This window comes from Bacillus sp. cl96, from assembly GCF_900100505.1.
Taxonomy (GTDB): domain Bacteria; phylum Bacillota; class Bacilli; order Bacillales; family Bacillaceae_G; genus Bacillus_A; species Bacillus_A cereus.
Genome location: NZ_FNDM01000003.1, coordinates 196,984 through 221,103, shown reverse-complemented (window position 1 = coordinate 221,103; position 24,120 = coordinate 196,984). Strand labels below are relative to the sequence as shown.

Genomic DNA, 24,120 nt, shown 5'->3' with positions numbered 1-24,120 from the left:
ACGAAAGTCCTATATATGTACCTTTATACGTGTGAAAAGAATATACTAATTTATTATCACAACTTAGGAGTGATTATTTTATGTGGGTATTATCATCAAGAGTAACTGTCGTGGTTCCTTCGATACCCGAAATACATGCCCCCGCCGTTCATACAGCAAGTTCCGATGTCGGCATTGAACTTCCAGCAATTTGGCAACAATACCAATCACCAGGTCAAGCTACCCCTTCATTTTGGCATCATGGTGCCCATCCAAGTAGCACTACCTTTTATCATCCTAGCCACGCTCCACTACCTCAGGCTCAAGTCTTTTATCATTTCCCATCAATTTATTTTCAAAATTTTTATGGTACGTTTAACATTTAAAACACATCATTTCATAGCTACTACATTTAAACGAAAAAAGCACTTAAGATTGTAATTTTCACAAATCTTAAGTGCTTTTTAATATTTTTTATAAATTTTTCTTATTGCCCATTATTAGCAGGGGTCTCTCCTGCATTACCGCCAGTCTCTGGTTGTGTGGTCGCTGGTGGAGTTGTATTTCCTTGACCTCCTCCGTTATTTGCTGGAGGTGTCGTATTTCCTTGACCTCCTCCATTATTTGCTGGAGGTGTCGCATTTCCTTGACCTCCTCCATTATTTGCTGGAGGTGTCGTATTTCCTTGACCTCCTCCGTTATTTGCTGGAGGTGTCGTTCCTTGGCCATTTCCATTATTTTGTTCTTCTTGTTTCTTTTGCTCTTCTAGTTTCTTTTGTTCTTCTTGCTTCTTAAGTTCCTCTTGTTTCTTTTGTTCTTCTTGTTTTTTCAGTTCTTCTTGTTTCTTTAATTCTTCTTGCTTTTTCTCTTCTTCAGTTTTTTGCTGTTGATCTTGTTTTGGTTGCTCCGTTGTATCCGGTACGCTAGTATTTGGCGATGAATCACGTTTTTCACCTTTTATACGTAGCTCACTACCTTCTTGAATAACACTACTTGGCATTTTAAAGCGTGATTTATCTGTAGCCATTTCGCTCATCATTTCTTTAAAGATCAACTGTGCAATTTTCGTATTTTTACTACTAATATACTCGTCTTTACCATCTTTCATATACCCAGTCCATACTGCCATCGTATATTGCGGTGTATATCCAGCGAACCAACTATCACGAGTTGCACTTTCTGGAATTTTATATTGAGCTAATTGCTTTGATGAATAGTTTGTCGTACCCGTTTTACCAGCTACATCTAAAGAGCCTACATTTGCCGATGTACCAGTACCTGATGTAACTACAGAACGAAGCATATCAGTAATCATGTATGCGGTAGAATCTGTCATAACTTGTTTTGGTTTTTGTCCAAAACTTTGTGACTTACCGTCTGGATAAACGACTTTCTTAACAAAATGCGGTTTCGTATATTTACCTTCATTACCAAATGTCGCATAAGCACCCGCTATTTCAGTTGGCGATACTTCATTTGTACCAATCGCTGTCGATTCTGTCGGTGCTGTATTAAATGTAATACCTAGTTTCTCAGAGAATTCTTTCGATTTACTAATCCCTACTTCTTTTGCAGTTTTAATTGCAGGAATATTACGCGACATTTTTAATGCTTCACGCATTGTAATTGGACCCATATGACTTCTATCTGCATTTCGTACTTCTTGTCCCGTTGAATACTTAAATGGAGAGTCATCAATTTGATGGTACGTAGCCCATTTTAAATATTCAATTGCAGGAGCGTAGTCGAAAATCGGCTTCATCGTTGAACCAGCTGCACGATCTAATTCAATTGCCATATTATGCCCTTTAAATACAGCTTTATTTTCTCCACGGCCACTACCTATAGCACGAACTTCTCCTGTTTTCGTATCCATAAATGTGAATGCACCTTGGAATTTATCGTTCGGATAATCAATGATATTATTATTTAAAATATTATCAGCAAGTTTCTGTGCTTTCGGATCTAACGTTGTATAAATTTCTAAACCGTCAGAACCGATATTAGCATCTGGTAATTCTTTTTCTACTTCTTTCACAACTGCATCCATAAATGCAGGGTATGGCATTGTTTGTAGTTGAGCTGCAGGCTTAAGCCCCTTTTCTACGTCAACTTTTGATGCTTCTTCCATTTCCTGTTTTGTTATATATCCATGTCGGTTCATTAAACTTAGAACAACATTTCTTCTTTCTGTTGCTTTTTGAACATTTTCTTTTTTCGTTGGATCATAGTTATTCGGTGCTTTCGGTAAACCTGCAAGCATCGCAACTTCTGGTAATGTTAAGTCCTTCAATTCTTTACCATAGTAGTTTTGTGCTGCTGTTGCGATTCCGTATGAACGGTTTCCTAAGTTAATTTTATTTAAGTACATCTCTAATATTTCATGTTTTGAATACTGTTGTTCTAGCTTATAAGCTAAATATATTTCTTGCGCTTTACGCTTTGGTGTTTTGTCCATTGATAAGAAGTAGTTTTTAATAACTTGCTGTGTTATCGTACTTCCACCTTGAGAACCATAATCCCCTTTAAGACTTACTAGAACAGCACGGGCAGTACCTTTAAAATCTACTCCGCTATGCTCATAAAAACGTGAATCTTCTGTCGCTAAAAATGCATTTTCTACTAATTTAGGTATTTGCTCATACGTAACATTCGTCCTTTTTTCTTTTCCATATTCATATACCAAATCCCCGTTTTTATCATAAATTTTTGAGGATAACGGATTAACAAGTTTTGCTTTCTCAAGTTTTGGTGCATCCTTAATCATTACGAAAAAGGTAGCAACCCCCGCCACTAAACCAACAATACCAAGTAATAAACAAGTAATTAAAAACTTGCGAAAGAATGATGTTTTACCTTTTGGCTTTTGTGTTTTAGAAGCTGGTTGTTTTTTCTTTTTAACTTGTCGTCGTTCCTCTCGAGAACGATAATTTTCTGACATGTTACTTTCTCCTGCCTTTCAATTCTCCCGTTGATTTACTTAAAAATATTGAGGTCGCTTTCTAAAATAAATTTGATTAAGAAAGTATATTGACCTGGAGCATTCAATATTTTCCCAATTCACAGATTATAAATTTTAGAATACTTCTTATACAAACTATTTTCACTTCTATTTTTCCTAATAACGCTGCCCCTTGAAGCATAGAATGTAAAAAGTGAATTTTTAATACCTCGTATAAATAATATACCTTTTTTTCAAATGGTCAATATTTTCTTATTTATAAATCAAAGGTGAAATAAAAATAGCACAACGATATGTACTTCGTGTGAACTTCCTTATAATTACGTATAACAAACATTTAATATATTGCATATAAGTATAATACCTCTTAAATTATAAGGATTTCAACATCACAACCTCAACATTTACAAAAAAGTATTAAAAATAAAAAGTGAGGAGTTGCGTAATGATGAAGCTATCTCCCGTAATTTCAAAAAATATAGTTGCTGTTGGTTATAATCCTTTTTCTATGATTTTGCGAATCCAATTAAAGAATGGTATGTACGATTTCTTTAATGTACCAGAAAGTATTTATACTGGCCTATTACATGCACAATCTAAAAGTTATTATCATAATACTTACATTAAAAATTCTTTCCGCCACACAAAAATCTAAACTTAACAACCACTAAAAAAGAAAGGAGGTTAATCCTCCTTTCTTTTAAAAACATTTTGCAGATGAATTATCTTCGATTCCTCTTATTAATTTCATCATATGCTTGAATTTGTTTTTTTAAACGCCGATCAGCTTTTTTATCATGCACTACAAGAATTGCATGTATAACTCCTGGAACCCAAAATATTAATGTTAATATGAAATTTATGATTGCCTGAATTGGTTTTCCACAAAATAATACAGCAACAGGTGGAAGAAGAATTGCTAATAAATACATCATCCCTTGAAAACTCCTTATTTTGTATTTTATATATCACTTTTCAAAATATACGCAAAAAAACCTACTACCATTTTAATCTTAACCTACCTCTAAAATCAATGTATCTCCTTCTATTTAAATAAGTATTTCAGACTTTTTATTGTTTTCTAGCCTATTTTCTTCCTCTATTGCAGTTACTCCAATTGCAGAAATTAACGTTCCTATCGCTTGTATCCAAATACCAATGAGTGCAATGATTCTCTCATCCTTCTTATCAAAAATACTATCTTCATTTTCTCCCTCATCTTTCAATACATTTGAAACACCTTGATACGCTTGTAATCCAGCCCCTAAACTTTGCATGGAGTTACCCAGTATAATAATTTTCTGTAATACATTTATATCCAACAAAGCTGCTTCTACTCCTAAAAAAGCACCGATCGATTGTAAACTGTTCCCTGTAATGATAAGATAATCATTTTCTTTCAATTGTTCATTTATATTAAAATATGTTCCTATTACATTTGATATATTGCCTAATGCTAATAACTCAATTCCTATTTGATCAAGTAATTTACTTTGATTCTCTAAGCCTATATTTTGATTTTCTCTTTTTTCTTCCCCATCATCATAATTGCTCGCAATGATTTGTAATATATATCCGAGAGCTTGTAATGAGCTTCCTACAATAACAAGATCCGATTCAACTTTCTCTTCTCCAATAAATCCTCTTGTCGTTCCAATAGCAGCTGTAAGATTCCCTCCCACTTGAAACCATGCCCCTGTCACTTTTAAACTGCTTGGATTCATTTTTATCACCTATTTAAATATTTTCTAAAGCTTTCAAAACAAACAAATCTCACCCTTAATCTTTTATTTTATTTTTTAGATGTAATTTTGTGAATGATATAATGTGCTACTAATATAAAAGCACCTTAAAGGTGCTTTTTATATGCATGCTGGGCATGTCAATGAATCTCCATTTTTATCTATTGTTATATTCAATATATATTCAATTGCTTTATGTGACCAAGTTTCAGGTGTAGGCGATTCATTTATATATTGTGGCGCACATGACTTCAGCATTGGAGTACTATTACTCCCTCCAGGATCTAAAGCAACTACAGCCATGCCATGGGGTAATTCCAGGGCCATAGATTTAGTGATACCTTCAATAGCAAATTTCGAGGCACAATATGGCGCAAGCTCAGCCTCACCTTCTCTCCCCCAACTAGAACTCATATTAATGATAATTCCTTCTTTCCTAGCTACCATCGCTGGAACAAATGCTCTTATTACATTTACTACACCATTCACGTTTACATTCATTACATTTTCGAATTCTTGAGCCGTAATTTTCCAAAGTTGTGCATTTTGATTTACAATCGATGCATTATTTATTATCATATTGGGAGCTGTATGTGTATTAAGTATATAATTTGCCCAATTGTTAACTTGCTGAGAATCTGAAACATCAATTACTTGGAAATCATGTATTTTACTGTACTGTTTTTTTAGTTCTTCAATTTTATCTTTTGAACGTCCACAACCATATATGTTCCACCCTAATTCATGAAATCGATCAACCATCGCACGCCCTAACCCTTGTGTCACGCCTGTAATAATTACAGATTTACTAATTTCTTTTCGCTTCATTTCTCTCATCCTCCTTCCCTATATCTTACTCTCTTCATTTTTATTCAGCGATTTACTATAGTATTAACTCAACTCATACTTTAGTAATGGTTTTGATATTGTATACATAAACAAAAAAAGTAACCATCATGGTTACTTTTTGCTATATATCTAAAAATTCATTGTTTATTTCATTATTGTTTTTATATTTCAACTTCTCTTTTCCACATTTCTCACACTGGTAAATATAAACTACACCTAATGTACCTTTTTTAAAATCCTCATTATCCTGCATCTTAATAAAAATATATTTATGTTTACAATGCGATTCACCCAAATAATTTTTAAACCACTTTTTCAACACAACACATTCCACCTTTATGATAGAACCTTTATTTAGCTGCTTTATTACATACTTTTATTTAAATGTTCAATCTCATCTTGCAACTTTTTAAATTGCTCAAAATGCATGGTAATAGATTGGCTACTACCATAATCAACATTTTGTTTCACTAATATAACACCCGTATCATGAAAAAGCGCTTCAAGTTCTTTCCTAATAGACACTTTCGCAATATGAGCTGTTTTAATTGCAGATAAAATTGCAATTTCATTAAACTTTAATTTTATTTCATTTGGACAAAATGCGTCTTCAACTAATATAACTTCATTACTATAAATTAGTGCAACAAGATTACTTGATTTGGCATCTGTTAAATCAACTTTTTTCATAATATCTTTCATTACATTTTGCCTCCTTTATTTTCATATATATCAATTATACAAATTTTTTAAAAAAATTACTCAACTTTATTATATTAATTTTAACACACTTTTATTGAAATCCATGCTCCAAACGTTTTACTATTCCACAATTTTTATTATATGAACCATCTGGACTATAACTCCATATAGTAATGTTAACAACTTTTTATAAAGCAGGTGAAAATTATGCCATCAGTTGTAGGAAATTTAGTTGTACAAAATAGTAATGGATCATTTAACTTAGGTGATTTCTACAACGTTTCTCCGAAAGAAAATACGAAAGCTTATAATGGTTCCGGCGCATCAAACGTTGGTTTTGTTGTTAATACTTTTAGCGGTGTTAGCGCGACCAATACATTTGATTCTGACCTTGCAGATCAAAACCAAGTGGGTACAGCCTAATCTTATGTTCAACTTTTTGTATAGAAAATTTTAATTTGTCTATACTATAATCAGGCTGTTTGACAGCTCTTATCGATTTTGGAGTACCCTATCTTTTTCTCCCTTTCCCTGGGGCTCAGCAGCTAGCACAAAGCTAGCTGCTTTTTCTTATATTATTTGTCTCATAAATCAGAAATAAAAAAAGCTGCCATTTAATATTCAGCTTCTTTTACATTATTTCAATAATATCCATAGCGTTAAATACGTAAGTTTTATAAAAGGCGTCTGTACAAATTACAATTTGTTTTACCGGATTGATATGTACAACAGTCATGTAGCTTGTTAATATGTAACCATCTTCAAAATATGTTACCAATATTTCTTTCTCAGACAGTAATGACGTTAATAATTTATCAGAAATCCTCTCTTTTGCTTCATTTGTTAAAAGCGGTTTTTGTACTTTTAATTTCTCTCCAATAATCTTTCTCATATTTAAAAGTTTTTCGGACATTACTGTAAACGGAACCCACTCTCTTTCTTCTTTTTGTATCTTTACATCGTTCATTTTTTATCTCCTTGATCATTTATACATTTATTTATTCATGCTATCCCTTAGTTATTTTTAATACTTACTAAACTCGAATTTACTTCTAAACTATAATTAGGTTACCTCTCAAAAGAACATTCGTTCTTATTATACACGAACTTACGTTCCTTTGAGAAGAGCTATACTTATTATTTCTTAACAAAAAACATAATTTTATTTATCTCCATATTTTTTCCTTTATCAAATAAACTTTTCATTTCTTATATAAAATGCATATAAAAACTAAAAGGCGACTTCACACAAAGTGAAATCGCCTTTTTCTAAAAAATATTCAAAGCTTATTTTTCTATCCTAACTAATGTTCTTTCTGGAATACATAATTCATCTATATTAAAATGATTTATTTTTAAGTTCAATTCCCCTACTCGTTCCTTATCTTCATCACCAACCCAACAACTAAATAATTCGAAATAGTCTCCATCTTCCAAATAACTTTCCATAATCTTGCATAAAGTTAAAAGTTTTTCTTTCACTTCTTTTTTTTCCTTTACATTTTGCCACTCGACCAGTTCAATTCCCCAATTAGTTGAAACCTCATATGTGTAATTTGTTTGGAATTGATAATCTTGTACAATTTCAAGCATACTTTCATCTGAAAAACACGGTCCAAAAACAATTACATCATTAGAATCTGGATCCGTTAACGGAATTTCTACATTACAGCCTGTGTAACTTGCTAAACTCATTTTATACTCCTTCAATATTCGTATAAAAAATACTTCATAGTATATTTATTTACTCAAATATAAAATCCCTGCCTAAACGAAAAAGTTTTAAATTTTTATCGTTTATTAACCATCTATAACTGAAAACATATACTATGATGAACGAACTCACAAAGCATAAGAAAAGAGAGCATTTACAACACTCTCTTTTCTTACATACTCTATGGAACTTTACAAAACTGAATCAGTGATTTTTATTATTATATTTTATTACATATACTTAGGTTGTACTATTATATGTAACTCTCTCTCTGTATCCGCTTTTTTCGGATGACGAAAATAATTAAGTTCGTACTTTAACACTTTATACTCAACCATCCCAATTTTAATCCCTTTCGTTTCTTTTAATATAACTAATAAATCACTTATATTTTCATCATATGACTCAAAAATTTTCGCTCCGCCCTCTCCTTGAAAGATTACTTTCATATATTCTCCCCACCTTAATTTATTGATGTGGTAAATGATGCGTTTAAAACGATTCATTCTTTATCCTAAAATTTTCACAACAAAAAGAACATCCTTTCCAATCGAATGCTCAGCTTTTTACTAATTATCCATGTTAAATATTTATTCAAAAACATTATATGTATTATTTTTTAAATTATGTTCGATATTCATTATTAAAGAGTAAATATATGTAATAAACTTGCATAATGAAAACCGTAAAATATCCACTTTCGTTGAAATAATTATAAACCATAATTTCCCATTGTAATTCTTAATATTTAAATGTAATATTGTATTGTCTTACTATCTATTTATAACTCACACACTAATTAGAAAAGGGAACTCTATATGAGTTCCCTTTTCTAATTATGATTACAGTCATTATTTCTTTTCTAGAAATTTAAATGTATCTTTAAATTCTTTATTATTCACTTTAATATCAGCATCTTTCAATAAATCATTGACTACTTGTTGTTTCCATTTACCTGTCGTATCTTGTAGTCTTTGTTGTTCTATATCTTTACGAATTTTATCCTTTACTTCATCAAATGGCTTCAATTCTTTTTTATCCGTCACTTTAATAATATGGTAACCGTAAGTTGTTTTAACCGGATCACTTACTTGGCCTGCATCTAATTTATACGCAGCTTCCTCAAATTCTTTCACTGTTTGCCCAGGAGCAAAACCAGATATTTCCCCGCCCTGTTCCTTTGAACCAGTATCCTCTGAATACTGTTTTGCTAAGGCAGCAAAATCTTCACCATTATTTACTTTCTCCTTTATTTCTTTAGCCGTTTTTTCATCTTTCACTAAAATGTGACTTACTTTCATTTCTGGTTTATAGTTATTTTTCACATCTTTATCTGTAACTGTTGCTTTAATCGCTTTCTCAAATGCAATTTCTGGCTTCATTTTTTCTTTTAATTCATCTTCGTTTTTCAATCCAAGTTGTTCTAAAGTCGATTTAAAGTTCTCACCCATTTTATCTTTTGCTTCTTCTACTTTCTTTTTTGCTTCCTCATCTGAAACTTTATATTTATCTAACAATGCCTTACTTAACATCATTTGATATAAAGTACTTTCTCCATATTGTTGTCGTAATTCTTTACTTAATTCTTTCTCTGTAACATTCCCTACTTTTGATGTTACTACGTTGTCTGAGGAACCACATGCAGATAATGCTAGCATCACGCATGAAATAATTGTTCCAATAAATATTTTTTTCTTTTTCAATTCAAATACCTCACTTTTATCATTATGCAAATTAACTATACACAGTCATTGTGAAAACAGTGTGTTTTCTACATGTAATTCATTTCATATGAGTAGACTATGTATCATGTATTTTCATTTTTAAACGTAAAGAGTCTTCTTACTATTATGTATAGTAAGAAGACTCTTTACATACTCCTTAAAAACAATACTGCCGCTATAGTTACTTAATAATTACATGTTTTTCAGGTATCCAACTATTCTGCCCGATATCTACCGCATTTCCCACTCTACCCCACACTCGAAAAGATGTCGATCCATCTATATTCCCTTTATAATTCATACATTCAGGCTCTTCATAATAATTTACTCCGTAACCGACAGGATATTTCGAAGTTGCATAAAACCATTTCACATTAAAATGTTTTAAATATGCCCACTGCTTATCGTTCTCTAAACAAATCATATCTTGCTCACCGCCTCCCCAATAACCTGTTAAGATTAAATATGGAATTTTCTGAGTGAGTGCACCTGTAAATTGAGGGGTCATGGGAGTTTCATATAAATTTATTCCGTATCCATCAGGATATTTCGAAACTGCAATACCAATGCCATTCGGTTGCTGTGTATACACTATGTTAGATTGATTTGCTTTGTTGGAATCTATAAACCAAGAAAGTGACTTATTTCCTACTAATCGATTCAGATCACATTTCCCAATCCCAGGAACATTCCCTGAATCCGTATATTGCCACATATCGCATGGATATGCTGGCTTATTCCCTCCATAACGAGGGATCCATACAAAATCAGCTTCAATATTACATGCTCCAAATGATAAATACGTGTGATGCCCTACGTATAATCCTACTTTTTCCGCACCTAAACGGCGTAATTCATCAATAAATGCCTGTATCCCGCCTTGCATATCTGCCATCGTTTGAACTTCTACGTCCGCCACCCAAAATCACCACGATTCCAAAAATCTTGTGCCTCTTTCTTTGCATCAGCAATAGATATAAAACGGCAAAAAGCATAATTACCGAATGGGATACTATGCTTTTTCATTTCACTAACATAATTTTGATACATAAAATCCACCGTATTAGAGCCATCTTGAACTCTAGCAATCACTAAATCTAGCTGAGATGCTGCAATATCCCAATTAATAGTTCCATTCCATTTTGAAATATCTACAATATACCCCATACATTCCAGCTCCTTTTGAATGTCTTATTCATAGCTTGTTTTATTGTAAGCCTCCTCTCTCTAAAACTAACTATCTATAATATAAATAAAAAGAATCTTTACTGTTTTTCAAAATATATTCTCTTTCAGAAATATTTCTATCAACTTTAACATGTATGCCACATAAAACATTCGAAATATACCCTACTATTCATTTATTATGTAATCTCGTCCTATCAATCATTTTTACAGATATTAAAAAAAATCTCCTGTATTATTAAATTATAACTTTCAGTATCGATTTCCTTTCAACTAAAAAATTTCATCCCTTATTTTCTATATATTCTTAAGTCAAAATTACTACCTCTACATGAAATTTGAGATTTAGAAAAATTTTAATTAATTGAAGTTTACTCCTATTAAATTGCAATTTTCCAACCTGAACACTATTGGTGCATAAAAAAGACATTTTCTATTACTGAAAATGTCTTTTTACAGTTTAATAAAACAACTTTGGTGCTAAATCTGTATTTTGTAATTGTGAGTTTTCACTGCTCATAACACAACTTGTGGAAAATAGAATTGGGATACCACAAACCTCATCATTCATTACATCACGAAACACATTGGCCGCAACACCTGTAAACGTTTGACATAAGTTAGAAATATCGTCATTGAAAAACTGAATGACTTCCGCAGCGAAAACCGGAAAAACAACATTCGGTCCGCCAGGGAACTGAGGCTGTACCACAACTTGTTCAAAATAAGGATTATTTTCTAGTGCTACTTGAAATAAATGAGCTATTTCAAATGCATCTAGTGGACAAGGAAATGGATTTACAATTTCATTCTCATTATTCGTTACAATAACTGTCACACTTACATTCCCAAATTGTACAAAAGATTTTAAAAGCGTTGCTAATGCTCTCGCTTTTTCGTTGCTTAACGCATGCACTAAAATAATATAATTACCACCAACAGGAATAAGCGGCCCAACTGTAACAGTTGGATCAGCACCTATTGAATTTTTTAATTCATTAAAATATGTGATCCACGGTGGCGAAAGCTGAGCTTGTACATTTTCTTCCACTATTTTATACTACCCCCTTATACCATTCTTACTAACATAATATGTAACAAACAAAAAAATGCATTAGTTATATTAACCATTTGCGTATTTATTGATTATATTAATTAAACATTTTATTTTCCATTCTCAATTTCCCCTTTACATCTTTAAGCACTTTTACTACTATAAAATTCTTTATTATAAGCAAATCCACTGAAATTTCATATTATACTAATACGACTCTATATCCATTAAATTATAATACTCAATATTAGGAGCTGATTTCATGGAAAAAAAACCTATCGTGTTCAAAATCCCACCAAATTCAAAGCTAAAAATTACATTTTTCGGTCCTTGTAACGAAGTAATTACAAATGTGTCTATAATTAATCAACTATGCACCCCTAAATGTCAAACTATCACGCAATACCCAGACTTTAAGAAATATGTAACGGAAGTACGATCGCTATCCCGTTGTTAGTCCGCATAATGCACGATTTTCACAACTTTATTACCTAAAATAACCGAGAAAGAAAATAACTGCATTCCTAGACTAAAATTACTCATGTTATGATATTCCATTGATAATTCATTGATTTTTTACACGTTTTTATGAAAAGAACATATATTATCGTATGGAGATTATCCACTCATAAAACCTATCTTTCTTTGGAGCGTACTTTTTATGTATGCTCTTTTTTTATGTAACCGTCCCCCTTCTAAATTGACCAACAATATATTAAAATTCTTTATATACTCAAGGAGGTCAAATATGTTCAAGTTGCATCCAATACTACTCATCTTAGGATTGATTTTGTTTTTATATAGTGTAATCGCCTTTATGCTATTCTTTTCAGTGTATTAGCATTCCCTACACAAATCTATGTTCAATATATAATTTCTATATGGTAAAGAAAAAACATAATGATACGATCTTTTATGTATTCCGTCTTTCTTGTTCTATAAGAAAACTAGTAAACTTACTAACAATGCGTTTTTACAAGCATGTTACTTATTATTCTGTTTATTATCTGAAGAAGGTTGAAGCCCTTACAAATTAAACTACGCTTTACCTATTTACTTATATATTTTAGAAAAACAATAATAATCCCCCACCATTTGGTAAGGGGATTAACTAAACCTACTAAAAAACATTTAATAATCAGTTTTATTTAGTTGGAGAAGGAAATCTTGCCGCTTCAAAGTGAACCGTATTTACACCATTAACATTTTGTACAATTACGCCAGCAATACTACTTTCTGCAAAAACTTCAACTAAATCTCCTGCTTCTAATTGAAGAATAGTAGTTACGGAAACATCATTATTAAAAAATACTCCTGTTCCAAAGAAATCATTATCTATCGCTATTGCCGGATTGCCATTTACACGAATTTCTACTCTAGCTCTGTAATTTACATTAAAATCATTTGGAGAAAATGTTATATTTCCTAATACACTATATACCCCTCTAGTTTTCGGAGTAAAAATCGACGTTACTGGATTATATTCATTCGCTAGATCAAATTGTTCATTTTGAAATAATACTTTAACAGGAGTATTTGCTAGAACAGGTTGATTAACTGTATTCACAGCTCTAAATGCCGATGCCCTTACAAGCTCCTCTTTCTTATCATCACAACACTTCACCTTTACATACTTCCTATCACATTTACTACTTTTCCTATAACAATCATGACTTTCCTTTTTGTAATCTTTACAATACTTACAGTAATAATAAGACATAGTGAGTCCCCCTTTACACTTATTTTTACATAGTATGCTATATAGATTAGAATAGCTTGGACGACCTGTTACTATTTTTAATAGATTAAAAAACCCTCACCATTTCGGTGAGGGTTTACCTTTAAGCTTCTGCAAACTCATTGTTTAATGACTTTATTTAATTGGAGAAGGAAATCTTGCTGCTTCAAAATGTGCACCATCTTCTAAAGGACTTAAAACTCCATCTATACTACTTTGTGCATAAATCTCAACTTCATCCCCTGCATTCAATTGAACAATCGTCGAAACACTTACGACATTTCCAAAACTTATTGGACCAAAAAAGTCATTATCTATAGCTATCGCTGCGTTTCCATTCACACGAATTTCTACACGCGCTCTATAATTTAAAGTTGGATCGTTTGGAAAGAAACCAATCGTTCCAATAATAGAATATACACCTTTAGTCTTCGGCATAAAAATAGATGTTGCTGGATTATACTCATTCGCTAAATCAAATTGTTCATTTTGAAATAACACTTTCACAAAAGTATTAGCAGGAACATTTTGATTCACAGTATTTCTAGCTCTAAATGCCGATGCTCTAACAAGATTGTCCTTGTTATCATGGCACTTACAAGTGTTCTTACAACAATCATGATGCTTCTTTTTATACTCTTTACAATACTTACAGTAGTAATAACAAGACATACTAATTCCCCTTTCAAACTTATTACTACATATTATGTAAGATTGATTTATAAGGTTTGGACTAGCTATTTTTATTATTCATAAGGGCGCTATTAACCTGCACCCTTATTTATATACACCACTTCATTCCTTACTAGTTATAAGTTGTATACAGTCCCATATGGAATAGCCAGAAAAGAACTTCCGTACGGTGTAACTTGATGTACTGGGTAAAAATACTCTACGGATGAATAATACGTTTGTACACCTTGCTGCTGCATTTGCAATTGTTGTTGCATTTGCAATGCTTGTTGAATAGCTTGGACTGTACTTTGTGCTCCACTATACGTTATAGATGTACCATACGCTGGTCGCATACCAGTTTCAGAATTAAAATATGAATAAAACATGATTTTCAGCTCCCTTCCCGTATAATTTATTACAAATTATATTATGATTCTTTATTTCAGTGGGTACTATAAAGCTAGTCCGCTCGCTTATATTCAAATGACAAAATAAAAAAGTAGCTGCTAGACTACTTTGACTCCTTCTTATCACCAAATAAAATGATATACATATTCTCCTGTTACACGCTCATTAATTCCCGCAACCCTAACGAACCTAAGTAAATCCGCTCCTTGAAGGAAATATACCGAAATCGTAACCGGTACTTGCGACCACATGAATTGATAAAGCTCATTCACTCTCTGATTCGTCGTAACGATTAAATCATTTACAGGTCCATGATTCCATGCAGAGGTTTGAACTGAAGTGAAAGAAAGGTCTTTCCCATTAACCACTATTCTTGATACGCTTTGAGTTATGTCCACAATAATCCCCTCCAACATTACAAAAATTGGACCTTTTTTAGTTCATATTATTATAAATATTCTTGACTGTAATAAATGTTTAAGGCAAATCCCTAATAAAGTGAAACTTTAATCAGCTCTCACCAATCGGGCTTTTACTGGCAGCCCGACCCCACCTAACTTCTTTGCTTCCGCTGAATTTTGAGGTGGGGGTATTTACTGCCCGACAAATAGCGGGATAAAATTTTTTTATTCATATCCCTCAATTCCCATTACAACCATATAATTTCTAACCTTATTCAATTTTTGGAATTAATATAAAAAGGCATCTTAATTAGATGCCCTTTACTTATCTTCCACTACAATTCCACTATTAAAATAGCAACGCCAAATCCGATGCAAACCAATCCTATCAATATAAATAGCAATCGGAATCCCCATAAATCACTGATTATTTCTATAATATGCACCAGCACAATAATAATAAAATCTTTAAACCCACCGAAACTATGTTCCTTTGTCTCTCTGATTCCATCAATTACAGTCAGACAAACAATAAAAACACCTAAACCAATTAATATAAAACCTAATACAAGCATTCATATATCCTCTTTTTTCTTTTATCTCCTATTAACGAACATTTTCACATTAAAATTCAGTACATACGAGGAAGTTAGATAAAAAATTAACTACCCGTAAAACCTTATTAGTGTGTACTAATAATTAGAGGGAAGGCCCTCCTCTTCACCTTATATTATCATGAAAGGATATGAGCTTCGGAGTTATTTCTTTATAAAATAAAAAATAGCTAATTCACTACTTAAAAAGTAAAAAAGCATCAGATTGACTAGTATGTAGATGGTTAAATGCATGTAAAATGAGTTTAAATTATCTACTCTTTTTTTAGCTCGGAAGTAACTCTCATCTCGTCCCATCTTTATACACCACTTTCTTAATCACACTGAACGCAATATTCAATTGATGAGTTTGTCATTTCGTTACCTCCAATTAACGCTTTTGTTCAATGTAGTTATTTTCTTGTATAATAAAAGTTAATTAATCTAGAAGGGATTCTGAGAAAGAGCGAAAAATCAGCTGGAAAGCTTATCGATTTAAATATCTATTCGAAATTAATAAGCGATTAATTTTAGTCACTCTGCCCATACTCAATCAAAGTGTGGGCTTCTTTAATTTCTGTATAAAATTCAAAAGTTTGACACAATCCTGGAAAAAGCTTATAAAGAAAAGTGAGGTTCCATTATTTTCACACTTAGTAGCGCAGTCATGTTACATATAATTTTATAAGTGTGAACGAACTACAAAACTAAAAAACAAATAATAAGTTTGCAACATGTTTGCAAATACGAATTTTGCATATAAATTCGTGTGATATTGAAAGGAGTTTTACTTATGAAAGAAATTAAAACAGAACAAGAATTCAAAGACATCATCGCAAGCGAGGAGCCTGTAGTTGTTAAGTTCTTTACTACATGGTGCCCAGATTGCGTACGTATGGACAACTTTATCGGAGATGTAATGGAAGAGTTCAATAAATTTGAATGGTACTCTATCAATAAAGATGAGTTTCCAAGTATCGCTGAAGAGTATCAAGTAATGGGTATTCCAAGTTTACTTGTATACCAAAACGGTGAGAAGCTAGGCCACTTACATAGTGCTAATGCAAAAACAGAAGAGCAAGTTACTGAGTTTTTAGAAGCATACTAAAATGAAAGCCCTCTGGAAAATATTTTTCAGAGGGTTTTCATCTATTTTCACAATTATCTTTTGAAGTTTTTCATCGTTTAATGAATTACACCTTGTCATGATAAGAATAATACGTAGTAAGAAAAGTATTCGTTTCCTCATCCATCTACCCTCCTATCTCTTTAGTAAATAAACTCCAATTAGGTTCACACCTTGACTTTGTACTTTTCAACATATTTTTCCTTTACGAAACTTTGTTATCCCCTTCTTAAAAAGCTATAAAACGTCAACAATGTTTGTATAGACCCACACGACTTTCGTTTGATACTCTATTTATAGAAAGAAATTCCTTTAAAGAAAGGTGAGTGATTAAAATGGATACTCTTTCTCATAAAGAAGCTGATAAAGGTGCTATTGTCAGCATTATGGCCTACATATTTTTATCCTCTATGAAAATCATCATCAGTTATATTACCCTCTCTAGCGCATTACGCGCTGACGGTTTAAATAACTTAACGGATATCGGTGCTTCTTTAGCGATATTAATTGGTCTAAAAATATCTCGTAAACCTCGTGACCCAGATCATCCGTATGGGCATTCGCGTGCCGAACAAATCGCATCACTTGTTGCGTCCTTCATTATGGCAACAGTCGGATTAGAAGTTGTTATTAGTGCCATTCAATCTTTCTTAAATCCGAAACAAGCAGCGCCTAATGTACTCGCTGCATGGGTTGCTTTATTTTCTGCTGTCGTTATGTACTGCGTGTATTTGTATACGAAAAAAATTGCAGCACGAACAAAAAGTAAATCATTAGAAGCCGCTGCAAAGGATAATTTATCAGATGCACTCGTAAGTATTGGTACCGTAGTAGGTATTGTCGGTTCTCAGTTCCAAATGCCTATTTTAGACCCTATTGCCGCTTTAATTGTCGGTCTTATTATTTGTAAAACTGCATGGGAGATTTTCGTAGAATCTTCTCATATGCTAACAGATGGAATTGATCCTGATAAAATGGAAGAATACGCTGATGCTATTGAGCATATTGGCGGTGTGGAAAACATTGTAGATATTCGAGCACGTATGTATGGGAATCAAACGTACGTTGATATTACAATTGAAGTAGATGCTCGCATGGATGTTGGAGAAAGTCACTGTATTACCGACAACATCGAAGCTATGCTGCGCAAAAAATTTGGAATTTACCATGCACACATTCATGTTGAGCCAATGAAAAAAGAACCTATTATGACATAGGTTCTTTTTTTATGAACGTTTTATGGAATATAACACATAAAACGAGCCAGCTACCGCCAGCTGCCCATCCTGCTAATATGTCAGATGGATAGTGCACGCCAAGATATATTCGGCTAACTGAAATAGATAATACAACAAAGCTTGCTATAAGAATAATTAACAATTTTTTATGCAACGAAATACGCTCTTCAGTAATTGTGACGTATGCAATAAATCCTAAAAAAGCAGTAGCATTCATCGTATGACCGCTCGGAAAACTATATCCAGTTGCAGTAACAAGCTGCGTGACATCAGGTCTTGCTCGTTCGTACCATAGTTTAAGCATACTGTTTAAATAACGAGATCCGTAGTAATTAATTGTTAGAAGTAACGCACTAAGTAACTTTTTTCTAACGAGAAAATACATTACAAGAATAATGAGTAATGGAAAATATATTCTTTTGGAACCGATAAAAGACACCCAAGTAAAATAGGTCGTCAAATAATCGTTTCGAAAGCTTTGAATAAAATGTGCGACTATATTGTCAAAGTTCTCAATACAAGCGGTATGATACGAAAGTGATAATACGACAAAACAAATGAGTAACGTAAAACTTAGCAAGTATAAATGTCGATATCGTTTCACATACATAACCTCACTATGCAAAAAAATGGAGCGGTTGTTTTAGTTTTCCTCTCCATTTCTTTTTTATGCATAGTTTATTAAAAAATATAATTATTAATTTTTTGCTTCATCTCAGGGATATCTTCTCTTGTTACGGTAAAACGAATCACCTTCTCATCAAGATCAAGCGCCTCAGCGAATAAACCAGCTAATCCACGTGATTTTCTATCTACTTCCATAATAATTTCTAGTCGGTCGTATGCACGTGGCAAGATTAATAATTCTAATTCATCTAATTTCCCATAATGCTCTCCAGAAACCGGAATAAACTCAAATTCTTGTGCGAATGGAACTTGCTTACGTAATCGATGCGGTAATTCTTCACATTCTATATGACGTGCTTTAAACCCTAATTCATTTACACTATCTAAAACACTACTTAATAATGCATTAGGTAACACTTGAACGTAGTCGCGGTCACTTGGGTCTATACTACGTTTAATATCAAGACCTGTATGAATCCAAACCGTTTTCATACCAAGTGTAAGTGGTGCTTCAATTGGCATTGGAAAAGAAAATGGAATTTCAACTTTTTCATTCGGTTCTACAGAAAAAGGTTCTGTTAAGCGTACTCGCTCTAAATCATATGTTGCTGTTACTTTTTTATCATCCACTTCTCGTACATACGACGTCGATAATGTTAAGTAAATGCTTTCAATTTGTTGGCTAACTGAACCTCCAGTTATATGAACCTTTCCAACTATTTCTTCCCCAACAATATACTCATCTTTTTCAAGAACAGTATCTACCTTTGCACTTCCAATACCAACGCTTGCTAAAAACTTTTGAAACATGGAGTCTCCATCCTTTCTAAAGCAGAAGCTACATCTTGTTTTAAATCTTGTACATTCTCATAGTACGGCGTTTTTATTTGTAACATTCGCATAAGCATTTCACGATTATAATGTTCCAAAGTTAATTCTTCGTACCATGGTTTTTCCTGTTTTTCATTAGATTCATATCCTGCATATAATAAAAATAATGAGAAATGACCGAGCGCATAAAAGTCGCTACGAAAGTGAACTTCTCGCATCAAAGCTTGTTCACCTTCGTAAGTTGTAGCTCGCTCATCATCTTCACCTTTCCATTTAGCCAATCCAAAATCGATAATACTAATTTGATTTTCTTTCATTAGTATGTTTGGAATGCGTAAATCTCGATGAATAATGCCTTCACTATGAAACACCGATACAATTTCTAATATTTCATATAAAATCTCAAAAACTTCACGTTCTGTATATACATACCCATCTATGAAAATATAATCTTCAAAATTTTTACCAGGCATGTACTCCATCACAAAGAAGCTCTTTTTCTCCCATAAGAAATGATCATATAGACTAGGAATTGCATGATGATTTAATGTTTGTAAAATCATTTTCTCTTGTTCAAATGATTTTCTACCAGACTCATATCTTTGTTTACTTTGTCTTAATTGTTTTAAGACTTTATATCTATTTATTTGTAAATCATTAACGACATATGTAACCCCATAACTGCCCATTCCAATTACTGATTCAATTTTATAACGCTCTGCAACAATTGTATTTTTTCGCAGTGGTCTATCAAATAATGCTAGTACACGACGCCATTTCATCAGCTACTTGAAAAGAAGCTACGGCTTTTACGTTTTCTTTTATAATGTTGATGTCCATAACCAGATGAACGTCGTTTATAATCGCTACTTGAATACGAGCGCCCTCTACGACGATAATCACTACTTGAATACGAACGATATTTTTTCTTTCCTAATAAAGAATCAATAATTTTTTTGAACATTCCTTCACCTCTTGAGTAAAATTTCCTTTTCATTATACCAATAATTATTGACTATATTTGTGACAGGTTTGTAAAGAGTAAAAAACGACGAGTTATGCCCGTCGTTACTTTCATTCATCCTCTTCATCAAAAACTTCATCAATCATGCATTTCTCTAATAAATACTCAAATGTAATATCTGCGAGATCTTCAATTTCTTCTCGTTTTGGAACGTACCCTCTTTCAATTAGTTGCTCATAAAAAAACTCCGCAATCTCTTCCGTATCAATCACGACTTCAATTTCCTTCATGAGCATCACTCCTTTATTTCTGTTTTATGAAAAAATCTCAAAATTATGTATATGAGATTAGAAAAATAGATTTTATTTTTTTATAGGTCATAAGCTTTGGACGAGATGCATACGATTGTAGTACAAGCTATTCAAAGGGGGAAATAATAATGGAAAATCAATATGAAGTAGGACAAACAAAAGAAGAGTTCATGCATGAAGATCAATGGGCAGACTCTCTTATAAAGTGGCTTTTTATTTTTTTAATAGTTGTAGGCATACCTTATACTGCATATGTTGTTGTTCAATTTATTCTCTCTTTCTAGTTAACTATTTTTTCTCTGTCAATTTAACTAAATAATTATGAACAACATCCATTACAATTTTATATTCTTCATCTTTAAATGTATCGAACAATAATTGATAATCGTTATAAATATCAAGTAATCCATCAATGATTTCTTGACGATTCGTCTTAACACTCACTTTTTTCGAGTTGTTAATTGACTTTAACTTTCCTAAATCTAATTTATTCATACCTGCTTTATCTTGTTTCATTTTCTTCAAAATTGCATTTGCCGTTTGAGCATTGGCGAGTAACGTTAAATCTGATTCATCCGCTTCTAACCATTCACCATCCGTAATCCGTGACAATTCATAAATTGTATCTTCCCATGCGTCATTCTTATATCTCCATACTTCTGTACGAAAACCAACAATACGGAAAACATCTTTATCATATCCAGTTACTTGCACAAGATCACCAAACGTGAAATTATAATTTAATTCAATCCACTCCGTATCGCCCTTTTTCATATCTTGCTCTGTAACGTGCTGCAATGTTTGCTCTACGTAAAATCCATCATGATTATTGACTTCGTATACATAAACTCCATCTAAAATCTTCATATTTGTGATTTTCCCAACGGTTCCATATAGCGTAATCACGACTATGTCCCCTACGTTGTATTTAGGTTGTTTTTTTCTTGCCATCTCTATCTCTCCTTTTTTTGACGTCGTGATTTTGATATCAGTATATGCAACCTACATAAAAACGCTTATCACAGAAGCTTATATTCATAAATTTTTTCAATAAAAAATATAATCTTATAAAATTTACATTACACTCAAACAAAAGCTAGTAACTAGACTAGCTTCAAATCAACAAATTTCATAATAAAAAAACATACAGAATACTTCACTTTAAATAAAGTAATGTATTCTGTATGTTTTCAAATAGTTTTTATCTATCTTGTATGTATAAATCCCAGGCTTCATCAAATATAGACATACTTTCTAGCATTCCGCTCAACTCTAAGTATGAACTAATTTCATCATAGTCTTCAGATTGCTTCGGAAAACTTAAATCATCATACATCGCCTCTGCTAAATCTGAAATTTCATTTCTAAATAAAGCTGCACGATGCTTCATCATATAATGGTAAAATGTCTTTTTCAAAAATATTCCCTACCTTTCTAACTTGGGTACATTATACAAGGCAAAAAAGAAAAAAACCAGCATAAAAGCTGGTTAAAAGTCGAAATAATTTCTTTTTAATAGACGCGGTCTTCCCATTAATTCTTCATATGTTAGTTGTTTTGGTAAATCTTTCGTGTAAATTAAGAATAATTGATCTTCAATTTCTTTTACTGTATGGTCTGATTGATAGTCCATCCCGCACGAGGAACAAGAAATACATGGTGTCTCTTGGATTTCAATGGCTTTCGTACCATCTGGTAATTCCCAATATACAGTATTCAAGCTTTCTTTCGCTTCTGTACTGTCACACCACATACAATTCATACTGCATCACCCTCAGTTTTTTTGTCGTTTTCTTCTAACTTAGCCATTTGTGCTTGATATTTTTTATCTTTTAATTGATCGCGCTTATCACGTTTATCTTTTAAAGATGCATGAGTATCATTATCTTCGTAGTCTTTACGACGGTTCATACGCTGTAAGTCGTCTGGAACGAGGTTAAATTTCTTATCGCTCATAAGACCTGCGATACCAACATCTGAACGTTTTTCTTCGTAGTTCGGATAAATCTCTTTAAAGTATCCTTCCGCTCTTCCTGGAATATAGCTCTCTGGCTCTGGATACGTCGTAATAACACCTTCAAAGTTACGAAGTACAACTTTATCTGCACTTTGTGAGATTAAATAGTTTGGCTGAAGTGCAATTTTACCGCCTCCACCTGGCGCATCAACAACGAATGTCGGAACAGCATAACCAGATGTGTGTCCACGTAAACCTTCAATAATTTCAAGACCTTTAGATACTGGTGCACGGAAGTGACCGATACCTTCAGATAAGTCACATTGATAAATGTAGTATGGACGTACACGGATTTTTACTAAGTCATGCATAAGTTTTTTCATAATTGGAACGCTGTCGTTAATACCAGCTAAAATTACTGCTTGGTTTCCGACTGGAACACCAGCATTCGCTAACATTTCACATGCCTTTTTCGATTCTTCAGTAATTTCAATAGATGTATTGAAATGTGTATTTAACCATACTGGATGGTATTTTTTAATAATGTTACATAAATTTTCTGTAATACGTTGTGGGAATACTACTGGTGCTCTCGTTCCGATACGAATAATCTCAACATGCGGAATCTCTCGTAAATTTTTTAATACATATTCTAAAATTTTATCGTTAATTAGAAGTCCGTCACCACCGGAGATTAATACATCTCGTACTTGTGGCGTTTCACGAATATAAGCAATTGCATCATCTAATTGTTTCTTCGGTACACCCATTCCAATTTGTCCACTAAAACGACGACGTGTACAGTAACGACAATACATAGAACATTGATTTGTTACTAAGAATAGTACACGGTCCGGATAACGATGTGTTAGCCCTGGAACTGGTGAATCTTCGTCTTCGTGAAGTGGGTCTTCTAAATCATATTTTGTTTTATATAACTCTTCCGAAATCGGTACTGATTGCATCCGAATCGGACAGCGTGGATCATCAGGATTCATTAGCCAAGCATAGTACGGTGTAATGTTTAACGGGATCGTTTTCGTTGAAATTTTAACGCCCTCTTCTTCTTCAGGTGTTAAGTTAATTACTTTTCTTAAGTCATCTAACGTTTTGATCGTATTCGTTAATTGCCAAACCCAATCATTCCATTGCTCTTCAGTAACATCTTTCCATAATTCGATATCCTTCCAGTGACGATTTGGTTTGTATACATCATGTAACATTGCTATTCCCCCTTTTTATACGCTCATCCTTTATATAAGCAATAGTTATGCCAACTTTACATTGTTGATAAGTAAATGTGCGGAGAACCCTATTACATAAGCGAAAAAATATTTTTA

General features: G+C 32.7%; 32 protein-coding genes and 2 pseudogenes. 7 read left to right on the top strand and 27 right to left on the bottom strand.

All coding sequences use genetic code 11. The annotated features are described in order from the left end of the window. Positions 1 to 80: 80 nt before the first annotated feature. Positions 81 to 365 (top strand): hypothetical protein, encoded by a 285-nt coding sequence (locus BLT20_RS08785; RefSeq protein WP_073339428.1) that lies wholly within the window; start codon positions 81 to 83, stop codon positions 363 to 365. 101 nt (positions 366 to 466) lie between these two features. Here BLT20_RS08785 and BLT20_RS08780 read toward each other — a convergent pair whose 3' ends face one another. Continuing rightward, the gene (locus BLT20_RS08780) at positions 467 to 2,920 is read right to left on the bottom strand and encodes a transglycosylase domain-containing protein (protein WP_001293966.1); all 2,454 of its coding nucleotides are present in this window, start codon (positions 2,918 to 2,920) and stop codon (positions 467 to 469) included. A gap of 466 nt (positions 2,921 to 3,386) precedes the next feature. On the opposite strand from BLT20_RS08780, the gene BLT20_RS08775 reads away from it, so the two are divergent. After that, positions 3,387 to 3,596, top strand: coding sequence for a KTSC domain-containing protein (locus tag BLT20_RS08775; RefSeq protein ID WP_000977081.1), 210 nt, complete (start codon positions 3,387 to 3,389; stop codon positions 3,594 to 3,596). 67 nt (positions 3,597 to 3,663) lie between these two features. Here BLT20_RS08775 and BLT20_RS08770 read toward each other — a convergent pair whose 3' ends face one another. The 5 genes from BLT20_RS08770 to BLT20_RS08750 all read right to left on the bottom strand — a co-directional run bounded on the left by BLT20_RS08770 (position 3,664) and on the right by BLT20_RS08750 (position 6,234). Continuing rightward, entirely contained in the window at positions 3,664 to 3,876 is a 213-nt protein-coding gene (locus BLT20_RS08770; protein ID WP_000990233.1) for a YqaE/Pmp3 family membrane protein, read from the bottom strand. A gap of 114 nt (positions 3,877 to 3,990) precedes the next feature. Then, complete coding sequence (locus tag BLT20_RS08765) at positions 3,991 to 4,665, bottom strand: DUF6944 family repetitive protein (RefSeq protein ID WP_001070036.1); 675 nt, start codon at positions 4,663 to 4,665, stop codon at positions 3,991 to 3,993. A 138-nt stretch (positions 4,666 to 4,803) separates the two neighbouring features. Further along, a complete protein-coding gene (locus tag BLT20_RS08760) occupies positions 4,804 to 5,511 on the bottom strand; it encodes an SDR family oxidoreductase (RefSeq protein ID WP_000823065.1) in 708 nt (235 codons plus the stop codon). A gap of 142 nt (positions 5,512 to 5,653) precedes the next feature. Then, entirely contained in the window at positions 5,654 to 5,854 is a 201-nt protein-coding gene (locus BLT20_RS08755) for a hypothetical protein (protein ID WP_000915143.1), read from the bottom strand. A 44-nt stretch (positions 5,855 to 5,898) separates the two neighbouring features. Next, a complete protein-coding gene (locus tag BLT20_RS08750; RefSeq protein WP_000651907.1) occupies positions 5,899 to 6,234 on the bottom strand; it encodes a hypothetical protein in 336 nt (111 codons plus the stop codon). Between the two features lie 207 nt (positions 6,235 to 6,441). On the opposite strand from BLT20_RS08750, the gene gerPF reads away from it, so the two are divergent. Next, entirely contained in the window at positions 6,442 to 6,657 is a 216-nt protein-coding gene (gene gerPF / locus BLT20_RS08745) for a spore germination protein GerPF (RefSeq protein WP_001141569.1), read from the top strand. Positions 6,658 to 6,865: 208 nt separating this feature from the next. On the opposite strand, the gene BLT20_RS08740 is transcribed toward gerPF, so the two are convergent. The 6 genes and pseudogenes from BLT20_RS08740 to BLT20_RS08715 form a co-directional block, all read right to left on the bottom strand. After that, positions 6,866 to 7,201, bottom strand: a complete 336-nt coding sequence (locus BLT20_RS08740; RefSeq protein ID WP_002025743.1) for a YolD-like family protein — start codon at positions 7,199 to 7,201, stop codon at positions 6,866 to 6,868. 320 nt (positions 7,202 to 7,521) lie between these two features. Beyond that, positions 7,522 to 7,929, bottom strand: coding sequence for a KH domain-containing protein (locus BLT20_RS08735; RefSeq protein WP_000050526.1), 408 nt, complete (start codon positions 7,927 to 7,929; stop codon positions 7,522 to 7,524). Positions 7,930 to 8,178: 249 nt separating this feature from the next. After that, on the bottom strand, positions 8,179 to 8,397 hold the full coding sequence (locus tag BLT20_RS08730) for a hypothetical protein (protein ID WP_000864275.1): 219 nt from the start codon (positions 8,395 to 8,397) through the stop codon (positions 8,179 to 8,181). A gap of 402 nt (positions 8,398 to 8,799) precedes the next feature. Then, the gene (locus BLT20_RS08725; protein WP_000727348.1) at positions 8,800 to 9,651 is read right to left on the bottom strand and encodes a peptidylprolyl isomerase PrsA; all 852 of its coding nucleotides are present in this window, start codon (positions 9,649 to 9,651) and stop codon (positions 8,800 to 8,802) included. Between the two features lie 202 nt (positions 9,652 to 9,853). After that, positions 9,854 to 10,839: pseudogene (locus tag BLT20_RS08720) on the bottom strand (glycoside hydrolase family 25 protein). Positions 10,840 to 11,317: 478 nt separating this feature from the next. Beyond that, the gene (locus BLT20_RS08715; protein ID WP_000392281.1) at positions 11,318 to 11,908 is read right to left on the bottom strand and encodes a hypothetical protein; all 591 of its coding nucleotides are present in this window, start codon (positions 11,906 to 11,908) and stop codon (positions 11,318 to 11,320) included. A gap of 265 nt (positions 11,909 to 12,173) precedes the next feature. Here BLT20_RS08715 and BLT20_RS08710 point away from each other — a divergent pair, with 265 nt between their 5' ends. Continuing rightward, a complete protein-coding gene (locus BLT20_RS08710) occupies positions 12,174 to 12,368 on the top strand; it encodes a hypothetical protein (protein ID WP_000412555.1) in 195 nt (64 codons plus the stop codon). Positions 12,369 to 13,055: 687 nt separating this feature from the next. Here BLT20_RS08710 and BLT20_RS08705 read toward each other — a convergent pair. The 6 genes and pseudogenes from BLT20_RS08705 to BLT20_RS08680 form a co-directional block, all read right to left on the bottom strand. After that, entirely contained in the window at positions 13,056 to 13,631 is a 576-nt protein-coding gene (locus BLT20_RS08705) for a complement C1q domain-containing protein (protein ID WP_000122943.1), read from the bottom strand. 153 nt (positions 13,632 to 13,784) lie between these two features. Continuing rightward, complete coding sequence (locus BLT20_RS08700; protein ID WP_002183539.1) at positions 13,785 to 14,321, bottom strand: C1q-like domain-containing protein; 537 nt, start codon at positions 14,319 to 14,321, stop codon at positions 13,785 to 13,787. 137 nt (positions 14,322 to 14,458) lie between these two features. Next, positions 14,459 to 14,710: a DUF3947 family protein gene (locus BLT20_RS08695; RefSeq protein ID WP_000500099.1), complete on the bottom strand. Its 252-nt coding sequence runs from the start codon at positions 14,708 to 14,710 to the stop codon at positions 14,459 to 14,461. A gap of 144 nt (positions 14,711 to 14,854) precedes the next feature. After that, a complete protein-coding gene (locus BLT20_RS08690) occupies positions 14,855 to 15,130 on the bottom strand; it encodes a hypothetical protein (protein WP_000355695.1) in 276 nt (91 codons plus the stop codon). 338 nt (positions 15,131 to 15,468) lie between these two features. Beyond that, on the bottom strand, positions 15,469 to 15,708 hold the full coding sequence (locus BLT20_RS08685) for a hypothetical protein (RefSeq protein WP_000960639.1): 240 nt from the start codon (positions 15,706 to 15,708) through the stop codon (positions 15,469 to 15,471). Positions 15,709 to 15,939: 231 nt separating this feature from the next. Further along, a pseudogene (locus BLT20_RS08680) lies at positions 15,940 to 16,044 on the bottom strand (2TM domain-containing protein); the annotation flags it as partial. A gap of 475 nt (positions 16,045 to 16,519) precedes the next feature. Here BLT20_RS08680 and BLT20_RS08670 point away from each other — a divergent pair. After that, on the top strand, positions 16,520 to 16,834 hold the full coding sequence (locus BLT20_RS08670) for a thioredoxin family protein (protein WP_000658787.1): 315 nt from the start codon (positions 16,520 to 16,522) through the stop codon (positions 16,832 to 16,834). Positions 16,835 to 17,187: 353 nt separating this feature from the next. Then, positions 17,188 to 18,069 carry a cation diffusion facilitator family transporter gene (locus BLT20_RS08665; RefSeq protein ID WP_000380385.1) on the top strand — a complete coding sequence of 294 codons (882 nt, stop codon included), beginning with the start codon at positions 17,188 to 17,190 and terminating at the stop codon, positions 18,067 to 18,069. Here BLT20_RS08665 and BLT20_RS08660 read toward each other — a convergent pair. The 5 genes from BLT20_RS08660 to BLT20_RS08640 all read right to left on the bottom strand — a co-directional run bounded on the left by BLT20_RS08660 (position 18,059) and on the right by BLT20_RS08640 (position 20,802). Then, positions 18,059 to 18,694, bottom strand: coding sequence for a phosphatase PAP2 family protein (locus BLT20_RS08660; RefSeq protein WP_000833370.1), 636 nt, complete (start codon positions 18,692 to 18,694; stop codon positions 18,059 to 18,061). The two genes, BLT20_RS08665 and BLT20_RS08660, sit on opposite strands and share 11 nt — an antisense overlap. Before the next feature lie 77 nt (positions 18,695 to 18,771). Further along, on the bottom strand, positions 18,772 to 19,527 hold the full coding sequence (locus tag BLT20_RS08655; RefSeq protein ID WP_000486625.1) for a sporulation protein: 756 nt from the start codon (positions 19,525 to 19,527) through the stop codon (positions 18,772 to 18,774). After that, positions 19,509 to 20,330 carry a serine/threonine protein kinase gene (locus tag BLT20_RS08650; RefSeq protein WP_000872063.1) on the bottom strand — a complete coding sequence of 274 codons (822 nt, stop codon included), beginning with the start codon at positions 20,328 to 20,330 and terminating at the stop codon, positions 19,509 to 19,511. Before BLT20_RS08650 ends, BLT20_RS08655 begins: the two co-directional genes overlap by 19 nt. Then, the gene (locus BLT20_RS08645) at positions 20,330 to 20,512 is read right to left on the bottom strand and encodes a hypothetical protein (protein WP_000473371.1); all 183 of its coding nucleotides are present in this window, start codon (positions 20,510 to 20,512) and stop codon (positions 20,330 to 20,332) included. Before BLT20_RS08645 ends, BLT20_RS08650 begins: the two co-directional genes overlap by 1 nt. A 110-nt stretch (positions 20,513 to 20,622) precedes the next feature. Next, the gene (locus BLT20_RS08640) at positions 20,623 to 20,802 is read right to left on the bottom strand and encodes a YozD family protein (RefSeq protein ID WP_000658451.1); all 180 of its coding nucleotides are present in this window, start codon (positions 20,800 to 20,802) and stop codon (positions 20,623 to 20,625) included. A gap of 149 nt (positions 20,803 to 20,951) precedes the next feature. Between BLT20_RS08640 and BLT20_RS08635 the strand changes: the two genes are divergently transcribed. Further along, positions 20,952 to 21,107: a DUF3930 family protein gene (locus BLT20_RS08635; protein ID WP_000431486.1), complete on the top strand. Its 156-nt coding sequence runs from the start codon at positions 20,952 to 20,954 to the stop codon at positions 21,105 to 21,107. 4 nt (positions 21,108 to 21,111) lie between these two features. Here BLT20_RS08635 and BLT20_RS08630 read toward each other — a convergent pair whose 3' ends face one another. The 4 genes from BLT20_RS08630 to ablA form a co-directional block, all read right to left on the bottom strand. After that, positions 21,112 to 21,774: a hypothetical protein gene (locus tag BLT20_RS08630; protein ID WP_000101491.1), complete on the bottom strand. Its 663-nt coding sequence runs from the start codon at positions 21,772 to 21,774 to the stop codon at positions 21,112 to 21,114. Positions 21,775 to 22,024: 250 nt separating this feature from the next. Next, positions 22,025 to 22,240, bottom strand: a complete 216-nt coding sequence (locus BLT20_RS08625) for a YozE family protein (protein ID WP_000750717.1) — start codon at positions 22,238 to 22,240, stop codon at positions 22,025 to 22,027. Between the two features lie 72 nt (positions 22,241 to 22,312). Then, entirely contained in the window at positions 22,313 to 22,585 is a 273-nt protein-coding gene (locus BLT20_RS08620) for a YokU family protein (protein ID WP_000995763.1), read from the bottom strand. Beyond that, entirely contained in the window at positions 22,582 to 24,003 is a 1,422-nt protein-coding gene (gene ablA / locus BLT20_RS08615) for a lysine 2,3-aminomutase (RefSeq protein WP_000902142.1), read from the bottom strand. The genes BLT20_RS08620 and ablA overlap by 4 nt, the downstream gene beginning before the upstream one ends. Between the last annotated feature and the right edge of the window lie 117 nt (positions 24,004 to 24,120).

Coding starts and splice junctions, on each gene's coding strand:
- BLT20_RS08750 (WP_000651907.1), bottom strand. CDS start 6,234: ATGAAAGATATTATGAAAAAAGTTGATTTAACAGATGCCAAATCAAGT.
- BLT20_RS08735 (WP_000050526.1), bottom strand. CDS start 7,929: ATGAGTTTAGCAAGTTACACAGGCTGTAATGTAGAAATTCCGTTAACG.
- BLT20_RS08710 (WP_000412555.1), top strand. CDS start 12,174: ATGGAAAAAAAACCTATCGTGTTCAAAATCCCACCAAATTCAAAGCTA.
- BLT20_RS08620 (WP_000995763.1), bottom strand. CDS start 22,585: ATGAATTGTATGTGGTGTGACAGTACAGAAGCGAAAGAAAGCTTGAAT.
- BLT20_RS08780 (WP_001293966.1), bottom strand. CDS start 2,920: ATGTCAGAAAATTATCGTTCTCGAGAGGAACGACGACAAGTTAAAAAG.
- BLT20_RS08770 (WP_000990233.1), bottom strand. CDS start 3,876: ATGATGTATTTATTAGCAATTCTTCTTCCACCTGTTGCTGTATTATTT.
- ablA (WP_000902142.1), bottom strand. CDS start 24,003: ATGTTACATGATGTATACAAACCAAATCGTCACTGGAAGGATATCGAA.
- BLT20_RS08670 (WP_000658787.1), top strand. CDS start 16,520: ATGAAAGAAATTAAAACAGAACAAGAATTCAAAGACATCATCGCAAGC.
- BLT20_RS08740 (WP_002025743.1), bottom strand. CDS start 7,201: ATGAACGATGTAAAGATACAAAAAGAAGAAAGAGAGTGGGTTCCGTTT.
- BLT20_RS08655 (WP_000486625.1), bottom strand. CDS start 19,527: ATGTTTCAAAAGTTTTTAGCAAGCGTTGGTATTGGAAGTGCAAAGGTA.
- BLT20_RS08665 (WP_000380385.1), top strand. CDS start 17,188: ATGGATACTCTTTCTCATAAAGAAGCTGATAAAGGTGCTATTGTCAGC.
- BLT20_RS08645 (WP_000473371.1), bottom strand. CDS start 20,512: ATGTTCAAAAAAATTATTGATTCTTTATTAGGAAAGAAAAAATATCGT.
- BLT20_RS08640 (WP_000658451.1), bottom strand. CDS start 20,802: ATGAAGGAAATTGAAGTCGTGATTGATACGGAAGAGATTGCGGAGTTT.
- BLT20_RS08630 (WP_000101491.1), bottom strand. CDS start 21,774: ATGGCAAGAAAAAAACAACCTAAATACAACGTAGGGGACATAGTCGTG.
- gerPF (WP_001141569.1), top strand. CDS start 6,442: ATGCCATCAGTTGTAGGAAATTTAGTTGTACAAAATAGTAATGGATCA.
- BLT20_RS08730 (WP_000864275.1), bottom strand. CDS start 8,397: ATGAAAGTAATCTTTCAAGGAGAGGGCGGAGCGAAAATTTTTGAGTCA.
- BLT20_RS08685 (WP_000960639.1), bottom strand. CDS start 15,708: ATGCTTGTATTAGGTTTTATATTAATTGGTTTAGGTGTTTTTATTGTT.
- BLT20_RS08650 (WP_000872063.1), bottom strand. CDS start 20,330: ATGAAATGGCGTCGTGTACTAGCATTATTTGATAGACCACTGCGAAAA.
- BLT20_RS08760 (WP_000823065.1), bottom strand. CDS start 5,511: ATGAAGCGAAAAGAAATTAGTAAATCTGTAATTATTACAGGCGTGACA.
- BLT20_RS08785 (WP_073339428.1), top strand. CDS start 81: ATGTGGGTATTATCATCAAGAGTAACTGTCGTGGTTCCTTCGATACCC.
- BLT20_RS08635 (WP_000431486.1), top strand. CDS start 20,952: ATGGAAAATCAATATGAAGTAGGACAAACAAAAGAAGAGTTCATGCAT.
- BLT20_RS08695 (WP_000500099.1), bottom strand. CDS start 14,710: ATGTTTTATTCATATTTTAATTCTGAAACTGGTATGCGACCAGCGTAT.
- BLT20_RS08705 (WP_000122943.1), bottom strand. CDS start 13,631: ATGTCTTATTATTACTGTAAGTATTGTAAAGATTACAAAAAGGAAAGT.
- BLT20_RS08765 (WP_001070036.1), bottom strand. CDS start 4,665: ATGAATCCAAGCAGTTTAAAAGTGACAGGGGCATGGTTTCAAGTGGGA.
- BLT20_RS08700 (WP_002183539.1), bottom strand. CDS start 14,321: ATGTCTTGTTATTACTACTGTAAGTATTGTAAAGAGTATAAAAAGAAG.
- BLT20_RS08775 (WP_000977081.1), top strand. CDS start 3,387: ATGATGAAGCTATCTCCCGTAATTTCAAAAAATATAGTTGCTGTTGGT.